Source organism: Methanolobus sp. WCC5 (assembly GCF_045690325.1).
Lineage (GTDB): Archaea > Halobacteriota > Methanosarcinia > Methanosarcinales > Methanosarcinaceae > Methanolobus.
In genome coordinates this window covers 2280076-2296696 of record NZ_CP146981.1, presented here as the reverse complement: position 1 = coordinate 2296696, position 16621 = coordinate 2280076, and the positions used below count along the sequence as shown (strand labels likewise).

General features: G+C 46.7%; 18 protein-coding genes. 9 read left to right on the top strand and 9 right to left on the bottom strand.

Annotated features, from left to right (window positions below; all coding sequences use genetic code 11):
- The first annotated feature begins 26 nt into the window (after positions 1 to 26).
- Genes nifH through V7O64_RS11205 form a run of 7 tightly spaced genes read left to right on the top strand, consistent with a single transcriptional unit; the run spans position 27 to position 7483 of the window.
- Positions 27 to 848 (top strand): nitrogenase iron protein, encoded by an 822-nt coding sequence (gene nifH, locus V7O64_RS11235; RefSeq protein WP_407355479.1) that lies wholly within the window; start codon positions 27 to 29, stop codon positions 846 to 848.
- A gap of 11 nt (positions 849 to 859) precedes the next feature.
- Positions 860 to 1177: a P-II family nitrogen regulator gene (locus tag V7O64_RS11230; RefSeq protein WP_407355478.1), complete on the top strand. Its 318-nt coding sequence runs from the start codon at positions 860 to 862 to the stop codon at positions 1175 to 1177.
- A gap of 18 nt (positions 1178 to 1195) precedes the next feature.
- On the top strand, positions 1196 to 1573 hold the full coding sequence (locus tag V7O64_RS11225; RefSeq protein WP_407355477.1) for a P-II family nitrogen regulator: 378 nt from the start codon (positions 1196 to 1198) through the stop codon (positions 1571 to 1573).
- Complete coding sequence (gene nifD, locus V7O64_RS11220; RefSeq protein WP_407355476.1) at positions 1570 to 3150, top strand: nitrogenase molybdenum-iron protein alpha chain; 1581 nt, start codon at positions 1570 to 1572, stop codon at positions 3148 to 3150. The genes V7O64_RS11225 and nifD overlap by 4 nt, the downstream gene beginning before the upstream one ends.
- A gap of 13 nt (positions 3151 to 3163) precedes the next feature.
- Positions 3164 to 4534 (top strand): nitrogenase molybdenum-iron protein subunit beta, encoded by a 1371-nt coding sequence (gene nifK / locus V7O64_RS11215; RefSeq protein WP_407355475.1) that lies wholly within the window; start codon positions 3164 to 3166, stop codon positions 4532 to 4534.
- Positions 4535 to 4574: 40 nt separating this feature from the next.
- Positions 4575 to 6071 carry a nitrogenase iron-molybdenum cofactor biosynthesis protein NifE gene (gene nifE, locus V7O64_RS11210; RefSeq protein WP_407355474.1) on the top strand — a complete coding sequence of 499 codons (1497 nt, stop codon included), beginning with the start codon at positions 4575 to 4577 and terminating at the stop codon, positions 6069 to 6071.
- Positions 6068 to 7483: a nitrogenase component 1 gene (locus V7O64_RS11205; RefSeq protein ID WP_407355473.1), complete on the top strand. Its 1416-nt coding sequence runs from the start codon at positions 6068 to 6070 to the stop codon at positions 7481 to 7483. The genes nifE and V7O64_RS11205 overlap by 4 nt, the downstream gene beginning before the upstream one ends.
- 165 nt (positions 7484 to 7648) lie before the next feature.
- Here the strand turns inward: V7O64_RS11205 and V7O64_RS11200 are convergent, their stop codons facing one another.
- The 5 genes from V7O64_RS11200 to V7O64_RS11180 all read right to left on the bottom strand — a co-directional run bounded on the left by V7O64_RS11200 (position 7649) and on the right by V7O64_RS11180 (position 9637).
- The gene (locus V7O64_RS11200) at positions 7649 to 8230 is read right to left on the bottom strand and encodes a nitroreductase family protein (protein ID WP_407355472.1); all 582 of its coding nucleotides are present in this window, start codon (positions 8228 to 8230) and stop codon (positions 7649 to 7651) included.
- Between the two features lie 166 nt (positions 8231 to 8396).
- Entirely contained in the window at positions 8397 to 8645 is a 249-nt protein-coding gene (locus V7O64_RS11195) for a glutaredoxin family protein (protein WP_407355471.1), read from the bottom strand.
- Positions 8642 to 8971 (bottom strand): Rieske (2Fe-2S) protein, encoded by a 330-nt coding sequence (locus V7O64_RS11190; RefSeq protein ID WP_407355470.1) that lies wholly within the window; start codon positions 8969 to 8971, stop codon positions 8642 to 8644. Before V7O64_RS11190 ends, V7O64_RS11195 begins: the two co-directional genes overlap by 4 nt.
- A gap of 18 nt (positions 8972 to 8989) precedes the next feature.
- Complete coding sequence (locus tag V7O64_RS11185) at positions 8990 to 9295, bottom strand: Rieske (2Fe-2S) protein (protein ID WP_407355469.1); 306 nt, start codon at positions 9293 to 9295, stop codon at positions 8990 to 8992.
- Between the two features lie 27 nt (positions 9296 to 9322).
- Entirely contained in the window at positions 9323 to 9637 is a 315-nt protein-coding gene (locus V7O64_RS11180; protein ID WP_407355468.1) for a Rieske (2Fe-2S) protein, read from the bottom strand.
- A gap of 538 nt (positions 9638 to 10175) precedes the next feature.
- Between V7O64_RS11180 and V7O64_RS11175 the strand changes: the two genes are divergently transcribed.
- The gene (locus tag V7O64_RS11175; protein ID WP_407355467.1) at positions 10176 to 11504 is read left to right on the top strand and encodes a glutamine synthetase family protein; all 1329 of its coding nucleotides are present in this window, start codon (positions 10176 to 10178) and stop codon (positions 11502 to 11504) included.
- Positions 11505 to 11509: 5 nt separating this feature from the next.
- Complete coding sequence (locus V7O64_RS11170) at positions 11510 to 12013, top strand: GNAT family N-acetyltransferase (RefSeq protein ID WP_407355466.1); 504 nt, start codon at positions 11510 to 11512, stop codon at positions 12011 to 12013.
- Between the two features lie 216 nt (positions 12014 to 12229).
- On the opposite strand, the gene V7O64_RS11165 is transcribed toward V7O64_RS11170, so the two are convergent.
- Genes V7O64_RS11165 through V7O64_RS11150 form a run of 4 tightly spaced genes read right to left on the bottom strand, consistent with a single transcriptional unit; the run spans position 12230 to position 16561 of the window.
- Positions 12230 to 13252 carry a Coenzyme F420 hydrogenase/dehydrogenase, beta subunit C-terminal domain gene (locus V7O64_RS11165; RefSeq protein WP_407355465.1) on the bottom strand — a complete coding sequence of 341 codons (1023 nt, stop codon included), beginning with the start codon at positions 13250 to 13252 and terminating at the stop codon, positions 12230 to 12232.
- A gap of 5 nt (positions 13253 to 13257) precedes the next feature.
- Positions 13258 to 14004, bottom strand: a complete 747-nt coding sequence (locus tag V7O64_RS11160) for a hypothetical protein (protein ID WP_407355464.1) — start codon at positions 14002 to 14004, stop codon at positions 13258 to 13260.
- Positions 14004 to 15512, bottom strand: a complete 1509-nt coding sequence (locus V7O64_RS11155) for a glutamate synthase-related protein (protein ID WP_407355463.1) — start codon at positions 15510 to 15512, stop codon at positions 14004 to 14006. The genes V7O64_RS11160 and V7O64_RS11155 overlap by 1 nt, the downstream gene beginning before the upstream one ends.
- Positions 15509 to 16561 (bottom strand): class II glutamine amidotransferase, encoded by a 1053-nt coding sequence (locus V7O64_RS11150; RefSeq protein ID WP_407355462.1) that lies wholly within the window; start codon positions 16559 to 16561, stop codon positions 15509 to 15511. The genes V7O64_RS11155 and V7O64_RS11150 overlap by 4 nt, the downstream gene beginning before the upstream one ends.
- Positions 16562 to 16621: the final 60 nt, after the last annotated feature.

The window sequence follows — 16621 nt, the reverse complement described above, 5'->3', positions numbered from 1 at the left end:
CAAAATGAGTACAGAAGGAAAAGACCATGCGACAAGTAGCAATATACGGAAAGGGCGGAATTGGCAAGTCAACGACAACACAGAATTTGACAGCGGCACTCGCCACAATGGGAAAAAAGATACTGTTAGTAGGATGTGATCCTAAAGCGGACTCCACAAGAATGCTTCTTGGAGGTCTTAGCCAGAAGACAGTACTTGACACATTAAGATCGGAAGGTGATGAATCCATAGAACTGGACAAGCTTTTGCAACCGGGGTTTGGCGGCATTAAGTGTGTGGAATCCGGAGGTCCTGAACCGGGAGTTGGTTGTGCCGGAAGGGGTATCATCACATCTATCGGCCTGCTTGAGAACCTCGGTGCATACGAGGATGAACTTGATTACGTTTTCTATGATGTACTTGGAGATGTCGTATGCGGAGGTTTTGCAATGCCCATCCGTGAAGGAAAGGCGCAGGAGATCTACATTGTAGCCAGCGGGGAACTCATGGCCATCTATGCAGCGAACAACATCTGCAAGGGCATCCGGAAGTACGCCAAGGGTGGCGCACGTCTTGGCGGGATAATCTGTAACAGCAGGAAGGTAGACGGAGAACGCGAACTTCTGGAGGCATTCGCAGAAAGGCTTGGAAGCAAGCTCATCCACTTCGTGCCAAGGGATAACATAGTCCAGCGTGCAGAGATCAACAGGAAGACAGTTATCGACTTTGACCCGGACTGTGACCAGGCAAAGGAATACCTGACCCTGGCAACGAACATAGAAGAGAATGACAGGTTTGTCGTACCCACCCCGCTGGAACTGGAGGACCTTGAATCAATGATGGTGGAATTCGGTATAGTCGAGATATGAGGTGAGAAACAATGCAGATGATCCGTGCAATAGTCAGGCCAGACAAGGTACCCGATATCGTGGAAGCCCTTGAGAAAGAAGGTTTTGTATCCCTGACCAAAACCGACGTCTTTGGAAGAGGAAAGCAAAGGGGCATCCATACGGCAGATATACAGTTTGATGAACTTCCAAAGACAATGCTCATGATGGTTGTCGATGAAGAGAACAAATCAAAGGTAGTAGATATAATCAGGGATTCTGCCCACACAGGCAAATACGGGGATGGAAAGATCTTCGTGAATCCTGTGGAAAGTGTTTATACCATACGCACCGGCGAATGCGGACTTTAAAACCAGGGGGAGTCTCAATTGAAGGAAATAACGGCAATAATCCGCATGAATAAGGTGCAAAAGACCCTTGATGCACTATCTGAATGCGGATACCCCTCATTCACTGTCGAAAAGGTCATGGGCAGAGGAAAGCAGAAGGGACTGTGCTATGAATTCGACCCGCCGCTTCCTGAACAGGAAGAGCCGAACCTAAGCCACGTACCATTTGTTCCAAAGCGCCTTTTCACAGTGGTCGTTGATGACAGGGCAGCTGACAGGATAGTGCAGAAGATAATCAAAGTAAACCAGACCGGCCATGCAGGGGATGGAAAGGTCTTTGTCACAGACATCCCGGAAGCATACAGGGTAAGGACAGGCGAATCCGGCGAAATGACCGTAGGGAGGGACATGGAATGAGCTCTGAAATAGAACATTCGAAGAATGTCCTTGACGAGATGATGAAGATATACCCCGAAAAGGTTGCAAAGGACAGGAGACAGCACTTCACAGTCAAAGATTCATGTGCTTCTGATCAGCATATCGAAGCCAACGCCAGGACAATTCCCGGTATAATGACAAGCCGGGGTTGTGCATATGCCGGCGGGAAAGGAGTGGTCATGGGACCCATCAAGGACATGATCCATATCACACATGGCCCTATTGGATGTTCATATTACACATGGGGAACCAGGCGTAACATGGCAAAGGCAGAAGAAGGCGGCGACAACTTCATACAATACAGCTGCTCCACCGACATGCAGGAAACAGACATTGTGTTTGGTGGTGAGAAAAAGCTCAAAGCAGCCATTGATGATGCAGTCAGGATCTTCAAGCCTGGTGCTATCTCCATCTGTGCAACCTGTCCGGTGGGACTTATCGGAGACGATATTGAATCAGTGGCACGCAATGCAGAAGAGGAACATGGTATCAAGGTAATGGCCCTGCGTTGTGAAGGCTACAGAGGTGTGAGCCAGTCAGCAGGACACCACATCGCAAGCAACGTCCTTATGGAACACCTGATCGGTACCGAGGAACTGGAAGATCCCACACCCTTTGACATCAACATCTTTGGTGAATACAACATTGGAGGAGATCTCTGGGAAATCAGGCCACTCTTTGAAAAGATCGGATACCGCATCGTTTCAAGCTTTACAGGAGACGGTTCATTTCGCACCCTTGCAAAGGCACACAAGGCCAGGCTCAGTATCCTCCTCTGCCACAGGTCGGTTAACTACACCAACCGCATGATGGAAGAGAAGTACGGAGTCCCATGGTTAAAAGTGAACTACGTCGGAATCGAAGGTACAAAGAAGTCACTGCGCAAGATGGCAGCATTCTTTGACGATCCCCAGCTTACAAAAAAGACAGAGGAAGTAATAGAGGAGGAAATTGCAAAGATAATGCCTGAACTTGAGAAGTACAGGAACAAGCTCATGGGCAAGACAGCTTTCATCTACTCCGGCGGATCCAGGTCACATCACTACCAGAATCTCTTCGAGGACCTTGGCATGAAGGTAGTTGTTGCCGGATACCAGTTTGCCCACCGTGATGACTACGAAGGCAGGCAGATCCTTGAAAGCATGAAGGAAAAGGCATCAAGTGGAATCCTTGAAGACCTGCACTACAAAAGAGATGAGAATTTCACACCTGCCATCAGTGAAGAGCGCATGAAGGAACTCAGGGAAAAACTCGGGCTTATGAATTACGAAGGAATGTTACCTGAAATGAAGGATGGCACCATCGCTGTGGATGACCTCAACCACTACGAGACTGAATTCCTCATCAAGGAGCTTAAACCGGACCTTTTCTGTTCAGGTATCAAGGACAAGTACTGGGCACAGAAGATGGGAGTCCCTTCCAGGCAGATACATTCGTATGATTACAGTGGACGCTACACAGGCTTCTCCGGAGTGCTCAACTTTGCAAGGGATGTGGATATGGCAGTGAATAACCCAAGCTGGCAACTCCAGAAGATACCATGGAAGGGAGAATAAAGGAGGTCTTAAAATGCTAGATTATACACCAAAGGAAAACGTCCAAAGAGATTCACTGGTCATCAATCCCGCCAAGATATGCCAGCCTATTGGAGCAGTATATGCTGCAATGGGCATACACAACTGTATGCCCCACAGCCATGGCTCACAGGGATGTCTTTCCTACCTGAGAATGTGCCTGACACGGCACTACAGGGAACCAACCCTGGGTACAACCAGCAGTTTCTATGAAGGGACTGCCGTATTTGGAGGTGCTTCAAACCTTAAGCAGGCTCTTGCCAACATTGAAGCTGTTTATACACCGGAAGTCATTGCGATCCATACTACATGTGTTGCAGAGACCATTGGTGACGACGTGAACCAGATAATAGATGATGTGCAGATGGAGGAATTGATAGACCCGTCCATCAAGCTCTGTGCTGCATCAACCCCCAGTTATGTAGGTTCTCATGTAACTGGTTATGACAACATGGTAAAGTCATTTGTCACAACCTTTGCCACAAAGACAAAACCAAACGGGAAGCTTAACATCATACCTGGTTTTGTGGACCCCGGAGACATCCGTGAGATAAAGCGGATCCTCTCGCTAATGAAGATCACCGCGATCGTGTTCCCTGACCAGACAGATGTATTTGACTCCGGACTTACCGGGGACAGAGAACTCTATTGCAGGGGAGGAACACCAATAGGTGATGTGGAAGACAGTGCAAATTCCATGGGAACCATCGCACTATGCAACATGGCCGGCGGAGCAGCAGCAACGGTCTTTAAGAGCAGGTTCAAAATGCCAGTACAGATAGGACCTGCACCAATAGGCATACGCTTTACGGACAGGTTTGTCATGAAGGCAGCTGAGCTTGCAAACGTGGCAATCCCACCGGAGCTGGAACAGGAAAGGGCAAGGGTCGTGGATATGATGACAGATGCTCACCCTCACTACTACGCAAAGAAGGTAGCCATATTCGGCGACCCGGATATAATTGAGGGCCTGACAGGTCTTGTGCTTGAGATGGGAATGGAGCCTGCGGTGGTACTTTCCGGTACAGTGAGCAAGAGTTTTGAGGAAAGGGTATCAGAAATGGTACATCCGCTATACCCCAATTCACAGATCCTTAGCGGTGCGGACCTGTTCACACTTCACCAGATCATCAAGAATGAGCCCGTTGACATGCTGATAGGCAATACCTATGGTAAGCATATAGCACTTGCTGAAGACATACCACTGATAAGAGTGGGGTTCCCGATAATGGACAGGGCCAACCTGCACCACTTCCCCGTAATGGGATATGCAGGGGCAGCACGCATGATAGAGTGGATAGGGAACACTTTCCTGGACATAAAGGACAAGACTATTCCCGAAGAAGAACTGGAGGTCGTGCAATAACGACCCCACATATTATTCTATATTATTTTGGAGTGAGAAGATGCCAGACATTACACGCGTGATCAACACGCTGGATGAAAGACAACCATACATAGCACTGAAACAGGCAAAGAGCAGTGAAGAGCTTGCCTGCGACAATACATCCATTGCAGGTTCAATGAGCCAGAGGGCCTGTGTATATTCAGGAGCCCGGGTAGCATTGAATCCCGTAACAGATGCCATACATCTGGTACACGGCCCCATAGGATGTGCAAGTTACACATGGGATATAAGGGGTAGCCTTTCAAGTGATAAGGAAACGTTCCGCACCAGCTTTTCAACTGATATGAAGGAACTTGATGTTGTGTTTGGTGGAGAGAAAAAACTCACAAAATGTGTCGATGAACTGGTCAGCTTATACAACCCTCCGGTCATCTTTGTGTATTCGACCTGCATTGTCGGTATAATCGGCGATGATCTCCAGGCAGTTTGCAAGGAAGCCACTGACAGAGCAGGCATACCCGTGATACCTGTGCAGTCAGAAGGATTCAAGGGAACAAAGTCTGACGGATACAAGGCAGCATGTAATGCACTTATGCAGCTCATCGGAACAAAGAAGCCTGATATCCGATCAGAATACAGGATCAATATACTTGGGGACTACAATGTCGCCGGGGATGTCTGGCTGGTAAAGCCCCTCTTTGAGAAGATGGGCATACAGGTCATCACTTCCATGACAGGGGATGCAACTGCAGACAGCATATCAAAGGCACACGCAGCTCAGCTTAACCTGGTGCAGTGCTCAGGTTCCATGACCTATCTTGCAAAGTGGATGAAGAAGGAATACGACATACCTTTCATAAAGGTTAGTTACTTTGGAATAGAGGATCTTGCAATTGCCCTGAGAGAGACTGCCGGTTTCTTTGGGTCAGATGAGATGAAGAGAATAGCTGAGGAGATAATCGAGCATGAAACAAAGAGGATCATGCCCGAGATAGAAGCCATCAGGAACCGGGTTCAGGGAAAGAAGGCAGCCATATACATGGGTGGTGCTGCAAAGGCACTGACACTGATAAAGGGCTTCCGGGAGCTGGGCATGGAAGTGGTCATAATTGGCACGCAGACGGGGAAGCGTGATGATTACAAACAGATAAGTTACCAGGTAAAGGATGGAACGATCATCGTGGATGATGCAAATCCCCTGGAGCTTGCCGAACTTCTTGTCAGGCAGAAAGCAGACCTGATGGTAGCAGGCGTTAAGGAAAGGTTCCTGGCTTACAAGCTGGGAGTTGCTTTCTGTGATTTTAATCATGACAGGGTAATTGAGTTTGAGGGCTATGACGGATTCCTGAACTTTGCAAGGGAACTGGATACTTCCATCAACAGTCCCGTATGGAGATATGTTGGAAGCAAACTGGCAGCCACATCATCAGCCGCAGGGACCGGACAATGTAACAAAAGATCCGCAGAACATGGTTCAGATAATGACAGGATAACAGGGGAGAGAAGCAATATGAACGAAATGAACAACATTGCATTACAGGAGTCAATGGCATGACAGAGCGGAATTATACAACGGTCAATCCATGTATAATGTGCCAGCCCATTGGCAGTGTCATGGCTTTTAAGGGAATAGAGGATTCCATGGTACTTCTGCATGGTTCACAGGGCTGCAGTACGTATATGAGACTACATCTGGCACATCACTTCAGGGAGCCCGTGGATATAGGCTCAAGCTCGCTCAGTGAGAAAGGAGCTGTTTATGGAGGAAGCGAGAACCTGAAGAAGGGACTTAAGAATATCATCATACGCTATGACCCGAAGGTTATCGGGGTTTCAACCACATGTCTTGCCGAGACCATAGGCGATGATATTAATCGTATCATCGATGAATTCAGGGAAGAGGAAGACATTGGTGATGAAAGGATAATAATCCCCGTCCCTACGCCCAGTTACGAGGAAAGCCACAATAGCGGATACATCAAGGCGGTGGAAGCTATTGTCAGGACCTTTACGATGGTCAATTCAAGAAAGGAGATATTCAATAACAAGCTCAATGTAATATTATCCGAGAACATCTCTCCTGAAGATACAAGGGAACTGAAGCATATATTCGGCACCGTCGTCGGGCAGAACTCGTTCGTCCTTCTGCCCGACATATCAGAAACATTTGACGCTCCTATGACAGGAGATCTGCATAAGATACCGCCCGGAGGAACGACACATGCTGATATCGCAGACATGAAGAACAGTGCTGCAAGCATTGGTCTTGGAATTACCAACGATAACAGGGCTGTCAATTACCTTGAAAGGACATTCGATGTCCCGTCACAGGATCTGCCTCTTCCGATAGGACTTGAATACACTGACAGGGTGCTTAACGCCCTATCCTGCATATCCGGAGCAGATATACCGGAGGATTTCCAGAAAGAAAGAGGCAGACTCATTGATGCCATGGTGGATTCCCACAAATACGTTTACGGCACAAAGGTTGCCATTTACGGTGATCCTAACAACGTTTTAGGAATGCTCTCTCTTGCCCTTGAAAATGGCATGCATCCGATACTTGTGGTCGCCTCCAGCAAATCTCCCCGATTTGCCGAGCATGCAATGGAAAGAGTGAAGCAGGTTAAGCCGGACTGCGATGTCACTATACTTGAAGATGTGGACTTTGATAGTTTCAATGATGCTGTAAGGAAGGCAAAGCCACAGATGCTTATAGGCAATTCCAATGGGAAGTATATTGCAAAGGAGATGAACATACCGTTAATAAGATTCGGATTCCCCATACATGACAGAGTAGGAGCCCAGAGGATACTGACACTGGGATATAATGGATCAATGCGCATGCTTGACAGGATAACAAATACGATCCTGGAAGTCCGGGATACTGAGCTTGCTGCGAAATGGTCCGAACCGCAAAGCTATGTTCCGCTTGGTGAGGGTAACTTTCGCTCCGCAGAAGCATAAGAACAAGATAAGGAATGTGTAATCGCATCAAAGTATGGTTTGCAGGATAGAAAAACGGAAACCATATCCTGCATCAAAAATATTTAGCATGGCATATTATATTATATTATATTATATTATATAGTATATTAAATTATATTATATTATAGTATGCCGGAATATAATTCACCTTACCCAGACAACCTCCGGGTCTTTCTTTTCGGGTTCTTCGGGTTCTTTTGCCGCATATCCGAACACTATCGGTGCGACCACCCGGTAATTTGGAGTTATCCCCAGCTCCGCCATGAACTCAGAGTTATCCTGTATGAAACATGCCGTCCCTATCCAGCAACTCCCGATCCCCAGGGAATGTGCTGCAAGCATCATGTTCTGTGCACACAGGGAACAGTCATAGTCCGTTGTAAAACCTGCATTGCTTCCAAGGACCATTATAACTACTGGAGCATCGTAGAATATATTGAAATCGGCGTTTGCAAGCTCTTTTTTAAAATCGATGGCATTCTCATCTGTGACCTCTTCCAGTTGCGCCAGCAGACGTGGTTTGCAATGATCTGACATCCTTTTCATCATTTCCCGGTTCTTCACAACCACAAAGAACCAGGGCTGGCTGTTAAAACCGGAAGGTGCATGAACACCCGCATCGATGATCGTAAGGATATCATCATCACTTACTTCCCTGTCAGTATATTCCCGGACACTTCTTCGTGTCCTTATGTTCTCAATTACACCATCTTTTTCTGTTCCCATTGATATCACGTCCTGTTTTTACATTTAAGGAGTGACTGCACTGATATATCCATAAGGCTGCCAAGGATGATCTCCCCTTATGGCATACACCACACCCCCGTGTTTCATCGTACCATCTTTCCCTGTGAACAGGGATACGGAGCACACAGGCCCCATACAGGGACCTTCATAGCCCCAATAATTTGGAATATTTCTGCGGGTTGTACCCTACAACCACATCTTCATCGATTTTCACAAATGGAAAGGACATTTCCGAATCATGTGCCTTGCAGTCGTCCCTGATAGCCTGTTTTGTCCTGTCATCTGCTTTATCATAATCCGTATATTCAAAAGGAATATCATTTTCCCTGAAGAATTTCTTTGCCCTCATACACCAGGGACAGGTGCTGAGGGTGTACATGACAACTTTCTTCATTTGCCTGCACCTTCCATATTGACAAAAACACTTCCTTCCATAAGGCTTGTTTCATATATAGGGACCTTGATCTCTGTTGCATCAAGGAATTCACCGTTTCGGATATCAAATTTCCAGTCGTGGCAAGGACATTTTATCACATATCCTTCCAGTGTACCCTTTGAAAGAGGGCATTGCATATGAGGACACTTATTCGACATTGCATAAAAGTCGCCATCTATTCTGAGGACCAGTACCTTATTGCCCTCAAGTAATAAGGCCTTCTTATCCCCATCTGCAAGTTCATTTTCCTTTATTGCCAATATCCACTTGTTTTCCTGAGTCATAGATACATACCTGCCATATCAAATAAGCACGGATATCTTCCCATCCTTTTCCTGTGTTTCATATATGTTTAACCTGATACTGTCAGATGCTGCATAGGCTCCGGTACGGATGTCAAAGCTCCAGTTATGGCATGGACATTTAATAGAATGACCCTCGAGAATACCGCCCTGAAGAGGACAGTTCATGTGAGGACAGCGGTTCTCAATGGCAAACACTTCATCCTCTATGCGAATAAGGAGAATTCTTTTCCCTCCTGCATCTAAAGGCTTCATCCTGCCTTCTTTTACTTCATTGCCACTTGCTGCGATCAACCATGAAGTCATTTCAGATCACCCAATAAAACAAATGCATCAAAGAAGAACAAATATCTTCCCATCTTCTACTTTGTTCTCATATAGTTCCAGCGACTCTTCCTTGTCCCCAAGGTATTTACCGGACCTTATATCATATTCCCAGCCATGACAGGCACACTTAAGGATGAAATCATCACTGAAAGTACCCTTGGAAAGACGGCACCCCATATGTTTGCACTTGCCAAAAAGAGAATATACAGTCCCATTTTTCCTTGTCATAAGTACAGGAGTTCCCTTTACCCTGGAAAACTCCAGGCCTCCCTCTTTCAGGTCATCATCATTCATTGCAAAAAACCAGGATTTCTCTGACATCACTACCTCCCACAAATATCAGGGATTCAAAATTATAAATAGTTGTCGTGAAATGCCGACAAATATAAGATTATCATGCATTACCTGTCCTCTTGCGGAAAGAACAAGCCTGGATAATATGTATATATTTCAGCTCTGTAGAAATCCAGATCGTCAAAGAGTTTTAAGTCATAGCCGCAGATAAACGCAGATGAACACAGATGAACACATATTGCATTTTTTCACATTTGTGATTTATAGTAACGTAGAGGATTTCTACAGAGCCTATATTTCAATAACTGCAAAACCCAAATCAAAATTCCATTGTCAAAAATACGGACATTCCCAGAAAGCCGATATAAACGCTTAAAAGAACATATCATTCGGGGGCACTTGTCAACTACCCTTGGCCCTCTGCCCTGTAAAGGAACATAGAAGAACAACACACCCGATTATACAGTAGTAGTTAATGGCAACCTATAACTGCATGGAAGTAGATAAGCAGGAATAATTTTGCATACTATGTGCAGGATATATAGGAAGAATAGCAGGCGATCCAATGATAATTTGCAATAAGGAAGACGTTATCAAAGCAATTGAAACGAATAACGTAAAGTTCATAAGGTTACAGTTTACAGACATACAGGGTGTGGTCAAAGATGTGGAGATCCCTGTAACGCAGATAGAAAAGGCATTGACCATAGGCATCTCATTTGACGGGTCATCAATTGAGGGCTTTGTCAGGATCGATGAATCTGACATGGTATTAAAGCCTGATATCACAACCTTTGCAATACTCCCATGGAACAAAGAAAAGGGTGTTGTAGCAAGAATGATCTGTGATATCCATCTCCCCAACGGGAAACCTTTTGAAGCTGACCCCCGCTATGTCCTCAGAAAGGTTATGAAAGAGGCTGAAGACATAGGATATACTTTCAATGTCGGCCCTGAACTGGAGTTTTTCCTTTTTGAGAAGATAGATGGGAAAGTGACCACAATACCCCATGATTACGGAAGGTATTTTGAGTTTGCACCCACTGACCTTGCAGAGGATATCAGAAGAGATATAGTCCTGACACTTACAGATCTGAATTTTGACATTGAGGCATCCCACCACGAGGTTGCTTTTGGTCAGCACGAGATAGATTTCAAGTACGGGGATGCGCTTACAACAGCTGACAACGTCATGACATTCAAATATGTTACAAGGACCATTGCAAAGCTGCATGGACTGCATGCCACATTCATGCCAAAACCCATTGCAGTAGAAAACGGATCAGGTATGCATGTGAATCTTTCGCTATCCCAGGGGGAGGAAAATGCGTTCTATGACCCGGAGGAAGAGATGGAGATCAGCGAGACCGCAAGACAGTTCATCGCTGGTGTCCTGAAACACATTAAAGCTATCAGTTGCATTTCAAACCCGCTTGTAAACTCATACAAACGACTGATACCCGGTTACGAGGCGCCTGTTTATATCACATGGTCCGGTGCAAACCGCAGCTCACTCATACGCATACCTTCTGCCAGGGGAAAGAGCACAAGAGTGGAGCTTAGAAGTCCGGACCCCTCATGCAATCCGTACCTTACGTTTGCAGCCATCCTTGCTGCAGGCCTGGAGGGTATCAGGAATAAAATGGATCCCGGAAAGATAATGGATTACAATGTATTTGACCTGACAAAACAGGAGCGTGTAGAGAGAGGTATCGAGACACTGCCATCCACTATCAGCGAAAGTGCCGACCATCTTGAGAAGGATGAACTCCTTAAAAGTACACTTGGTGCACATGTCCATGACAATATACTAAGACTTGCAAGAGCAGAATGGGATGCATACAGAACACAGGTCCACGACTGGGAGGTACAGCGTTACCTTAACACGATTTGAAAGCCATGGGCCCTGGATTTTGTATAAGGGAAGCAAAAAAAGAAGACAATCTACAGGTTAAAGGGTTTATTGAGCTTGTAGATAACGATTTTTATCCTCCCCTGAGCAAAAGGGGAGGAGGTATTCCCGAAAGGATTAAGAAATGTCTTGACACACCGGATGCAAATTTCCTTGTTGCAAGCTTAATGGGAAGGGACCGCCCTGACCCGCCTGAAGAGTTCATAGGCATGGTGGGGTACACAAGGAACTGGAAAAGTGATGACAGCGCCTACATTAATTTCCTTGCTACACATCCGGAACACAGGAATGCCGGTGTTAGCAAAGCACTCTGCCTGAGGCTTGAAGAGGAACTTGTTGAACAGGATGTAAAGACCATCTACCTTTGCACCTGGTCAGGCAATCCTGCTGCAATTAAATTCTACGAGAGGTTGGGATACTACTCATATACTGTAGTCCTCAATGACAGAGGAATTGGCATAGATACTATATATTACAAAAAAAAGGTCTAGCACATCCTTGTGCAAAACAATAATATAAGATCAGATTCTCCAGTAGAGAGGTTTTGAGTAAAACCCATCGCTGCGGAGTATATTACAGGAAACCCATCCTGAAAAATGACCGCTCTGATTGAAAAAAGACAGGACACGAATGCCTATTGCATGGTTAGGAAGAATAGAGGAAGTGGATAGGCACCGTGTCCATAAATGTGATATTTTCGTTTTTATTTACTCCTCCGGCATTCGTTCAAGCTTCTTTGCAGAAAGCTTTTCAACCAACTCCAGAGTTACATCATCTTTAAGTGAGAGCTTTTCATTCCTTAAGGCGTTGTCAACGAACTGCTTACCAACAGGATTACGTATGATCAGGGTCGTAGCCCCTCCCGGGCTGCCAATGGAACCTGCAGAGATATCAGCATCCAGCGCAGTAAGGTCTGTGCATATATGACATCCCGGACGCACGCAATCTTCAACCTCCTGAAGTGAGATAGTTATCATGCTTCCATCTTTAAGGGTGATCTCAAGCTTACCCTTCACATCGAAACGTATTATGTCCAGTGGCTCTATCTGGCGCTGTGCAATGAGCTTATCCTGCACGAGTTTTTCATAATCGAATGTCTCGGTACAGAAAAGTCCCACCACAAGACGTATGTATTTCCTGAAAGGACGCAACAGATCCAGGTCACTCCTGCGCATCTTGCTCACAGCCTGCACAACGCATGGCACACCCACTACAGCAACATTGGTGAATTTCCGCGTGATGATGGCTTCTTTAAGAGAAGCTACAAGAGGAACCCACCAGTTGTAACGGCTGCCTGCGTGGTGAACAAGCACCTCGGATGAAGTTATTACAGCAGATGAGGGCCTGAGCGTCCAGGGATCTTCCACAACAGTTACGATGGCATCTATCATGCCCTGCTCAAGGGCGTTGGCCAGTATCGCCGTAACAGCCCCGCCGCTCTGTTTTCTGGGCACATCCATCGTTGACTTTGCAGACACTATATCGATGTAATCACCAAGTACCTCAGACGATGGCCTGTCAATCCTCGGGCAAACCTCATAGCATGCACCGCATGGAACCCCGTCGTTTACATCCTTACAATAGCCACTATTGAGAGGATGGGTGGAATCCCTTCCAATCTCAAAATAAATGGCATCTGCCGGACACACCGCAACACATGCACCACAAGAGGCACATTTTTCCGTGTCCCATATCTCTGCCTTCAGATCCAGATAATTCTTACCAGTCATTGTGATCACTCCCATGTGTATTTACCTGCAAAAGGCCTGCTGCTTGCAGGGATTATTCTCGAATAGTTCGTGTCCAGGAAAGGAGCAGGATCGATACCAAACCTTTCACAGAATTCTTCTATCACAGGAGTTAGCCTTTCCAGATCCTTCTTAGTGAACTCAACCTTTTTAGCCCCTACACCAAGAAGCTTTTCGCTGATATCACCCCTGATGACAATCTCGCCACCATGTATGCCACTTCCGATCCCACGGTCCCTGACCGCCGGCTCCTGGCCGATCCCAAGCACCAGGATAAGACCACCTGCCATGTATTCGCCCAGGAATGCATGAGTTGTGCCACCAACAGCAAGGATGGGATACTTGCCATCATATTCCTTCATATGGATGCCGCCACGGTATCCAATGTTTCCCTTAACGAATACCTTGCCTCCGCGCATACTATGCGCCACTGCATCGCCGGCACTGCCATGGATGAAAAGGTAACCATTGTCCATTGTATTACCAGGAGCATGTTCAGAATCACCGAATATCTCAAATTCAGGACCGCTCATAAACATCCCGAGGTCCCCCCCGGGTACCCCATTGATGATTATTTTAACATTGCCTCTTAAGCCGTTACCAATAAAACGCTGGCCAAGGACATTATTAAGCACTATGTCCCTGACGCCGGAAGCCACTGCCTCACGGATCATTCTGTTCAGCGGGGTGTAGTGCATGCCTTTAACATCAATTACCAAAGGATCCACTTCCATCAGGCCCCCACTGATCCTACTTTAAGGACATTGAGCAGACCTTCGTCAAGCATGTATCCACGCAGGCGTTCACGATTCCCACGAAGGCTTTCAATACTGTTAATACCTGCCGCACCCATGAGTTCGCTCAGCTCAAGTGTCCATGCATGTATGAGATTTGCAACATGCTGCGAACCTAGCTCCGGATCGATGCGCTGCACCAGTTCGGGCTTCTGTGTAGCAATACCCCACGGGCACATACCACGGTAACAGTTACCGCATACACGACATCCGAGTGCTATCAGAGAAGCTGTTCCTATGTACACAGCATCAGCTCCAAGAGCTATGGACTTTGCAAGATCGGCACTGTTACGTATACCACCACTTGCAATGACAGAGACCTGGTTGCGGATGCCCTGATCATTTAACTTCTGGTCCACTGCAGCAACTGCAGCCTCTATAGGTATGCCTACGTTATCCCTGAACACCTTTGGAGCAGCGCCAGTTCCACCGCGGAAACCGTCAATGACAACCGCATCTGCAGATGAGCGGGCAATACCTGCTGCTATTGCAGCCACGTTGTGCACTGCAGCTATTTTCACAAAGACGGGTTTCTCCCAGTTCGTAGCCTCCTTAAGGCTGCGTACCAGCTGTGCGAGATCCTCTATACTGTAAATATCATGATGTGGAGCAGGGCTGATCGCATCCGAACCCATGGGTATCATACGGGTACATGAAACATCAGAACATACTTTCTCCCCGGGCAGATGACCACCAATACCAGGCTTTGCACCCTGGCCTATCTTGATCTCAATAGCTGCACCACGCTCCAGATAATTGATATCCACACCAAATCGACCTGATGCTATCTGGACTATAGTATGGTCCTGATACGGATAGATGGCTTCGTGCATCCCTCCTTCACCGGTGCCCATGAAGGTCCCGGTCTTTGCAACAGCCTTTGCCAGACTGAGCTGTGCGTTAAGGCTGATGGCACCATAGCTCATATGACCTATCATTATCGGTGTATCCAGCTTCAGATTTGGAGAGAGCTTTGTTTTAAGCTCCACATCCCCGTTGTTCTTTGTGAATTCCAGTTTTGCAGGCTTCTTGCCAAGATAGGTCCGAAGCTCCATTGGCTCTCTCAGAGGATCTATGCTCGGGTTGGTGACCTGGCATGCATCAAGCACGAGTCTGTCAAATATTATTGGATAGTCGATCGCATTGCCCATTCCGGCAAGGATTATCTTGCCGGTACGTGCCTGGTTGATGATATCTTCACGTGCCTCTGCTGTCCACAGGGGATGGCTGCGATAATCAACAGGCTTTTCCTGTAGCATGATGGCATCTCTGGGACACATGGAAATACAGCGATGACATGCAGTACACTTGCGGGAATCGATGAGGATCCTGTCATTCTCTATCCTGTAAACGCCATAAGAACAGTTATCGACACAGCGCATGCATTTCATGCACTGGTCACGGTCAATACTTATCCTGTACTTAAGCGGAACACTTCCAAGACTCATGTCATGACCCTCCCAACAACCGGTTCTCCTGCCCTTGGCATGTATATTGTATCTATATCAGGATCCATTATACGAATGGCAGCTTCTTCACTGGATATGTAGAGAAGAGGACCCTTCTCGCCCACGACAAGGGGCCGCAACTTTATCCTGTCGGTAAAACCTACGATCCCGTCCTTTGTAGCAACTACTATTGCAAAAGGACCATTCATAAGTGCAGGCCCATACGTAAGGCGCAATGCCCGCATGAACTCTTCCTGTTTTTGCGGCATCTCATCGATCTCGTCCCAGAAAGGAGGAGCTAATGCCGTAACCACGGTCTCAGAGGGAAGACCATGCCTTCTTCCCAGAAGATCAAAGAGGTAAGCCACAACTTCGGTGTCCGTAGACATGGTACATTTGTATCCGTTACTCTCCACATAACGACGGTTGGTGCCGTATGAGGTTATCTCACCATTGTGGACAACTGCCCAGTCAAGCAGGTTGAATGGATGAGCCCCTCCCCACCATCCCGGAGTGTTGGTAGGGTATCGGTTGTGAGCAAGCCATATGTAACCTTCGTAATCCTCTATCCTGTAGAAATTTGCCACATCCTCAGGCCATCCGGCTGCCTTGAAAACACCGAGATTGATACCGGAAGAAAATACCAGGGCACCTTCTACTGTGGAATTTATTGTCATCACAAGATGCTTGACAGTATCATCAGCCGGGCTTGTAGTACCTACCATAAGGTCCGTATATGGCTTGAAGAAATACCTCCATGGAATGTGTTCCTTTTTAAGACGGGGCTGGTCATAGGTAGGTATCTCTTCCTGGTGAGCTATCCTGCCCCAGGTTTGAAGTATCCTGTCCACAGTGGATTTCGGTTCTAACAGATTATCAAAAAATACGTGGATCGCGTAGCAATCCGGATAGTCAGGATATATACCATAAGCTACGTATCCTGCGCCTTCTCCACTTCCTCTTTCATCCATCAGACTCAATGCTCTCTTAATGCTGGAGCCGTCCATCCTGGACATCGTCCGATCGATTACGCCTATAATTCCGCACATGTTGATCACTATATGTAGTTTTTTACTGAGGGCCAAATGTAGTATTTACCTTTATGGATA

What these genes read in the sequence shown, in the direction of transcription:
- V7O64_RS11185 (WP_407355469.1), bottom strand. Translation starts at nt 9,295, where the DNA reads ATGACTTCATGGTTGATCGCAGCAAGTGGCAATGAAGTAAAAGAAGGC.
- V7O64_RS11155 (WP_407355463.1), bottom strand. Translation starts at nt 15,512, where the DNA reads ATGAGTCTTGGAAGTGTTCCGCTTAAGTACAGGATAAGTATTGACCGT.
- V7O64_RS11195 (WP_407355471.1), bottom strand. Translation starts at nt 8,645, where the DNA reads ATGAAGAAAGTTGTCATGTACACCCTCAGCACCTGTCCCTGGTGTATG.
- nifK (WP_407355475.1), top strand. Translation starts at nt 3,164, where the DNA reads ATGCTAGATTATACACCAAAGGAAAACGTCCAAAGAGATTCACTGGTC.
- V7O64_RS11170 (WP_407355466.1), top strand. Translation starts at nt 11,510, where the DNA reads ATGGGCCCTGGATTTTGTATAAGGGAAGCAAAAAAAGAAGACAATCTA.
- V7O64_RS11180 (WP_407355468.1), bottom strand. Translation starts at nt 9,637, where the DNA reads ATGTCAGAGAAATCCTGGTTTTTTGCAATGAATGATGATGACCTGAAA.
- V7O64_RS11230 (WP_407355478.1), top strand. Translation starts at nt 860, where the DNA reads ATGCAGATGATCCGTGCAATAGTCAGGCCAGACAAGGTACCCGATATC.
- nifD (WP_407355476.1), top strand. Translation starts at nt 1,570, where the DNA reads ATGAGCTCTGAAATAGAACATTCGAAGAATGTCCTTGACGAGATGATG.
- V7O64_RS11205 (WP_407355473.1), top strand. Translation starts at nt 6,068, where the DNA reads ATGACAGAGCGGAATTATACAACGGTCAATCCATGTATAATGTGCCAG.
- V7O64_RS11200 (WP_407355472.1), bottom strand. Translation starts at nt 8,230, where the DNA reads ATGGGAACAGAAAAAGATGGTGTAATTGAGAACATAAGGACACGAAGA.
- V7O64_RS11160 (WP_407355464.1), bottom strand. Translation starts at nt 14,004, where the DNA reads ATGGAAGTGGATCCTTTGGTAATTGATGTTAAAGGCATGCACTACACC.
- V7O64_RS11175 (WP_407355467.1), top strand. Translation starts at nt 10,176, where the DNA reads ATGATAATTTGCAATAAGGAAGACGTTATCAAAGCAATTGAAACGAAT.
- nifH (WP_407355479.1), top strand. Translation starts at nt 27, where the DNA reads ATGCGACAAGTAGCAATATACGGAAAGGGCGGAATTGGCAAGTCAACG.
- V7O64_RS11190 (WP_407355470.1), bottom strand. Translation starts at nt 8,971, where the DNA reads ATGACTCAGGAAAACAAGTGGATATTGGCAATAAAGGAAAATGAACTT.
- V7O64_RS11165 (WP_407355465.1), bottom strand. Translation starts at nt 13,252, where the DNA reads ATGACTGGTAAGAATTATCTGGATCTGAAGGCAGAGATATGGGACACG.
- nifE (WP_407355474.1), top strand. Translation starts at nt 4,575, where the DNA reads ATGCCAGACATTACACGCGTGATCAACACGCTGGATGAAAGACAACCA.
- V7O64_RS11150 (WP_407355462.1), bottom strand. Translation starts at nt 16,561, where the DNA reads ATGTGCGGAATTATAGGCGTAATCGATCGGACGATGTCCAGGATGGAC.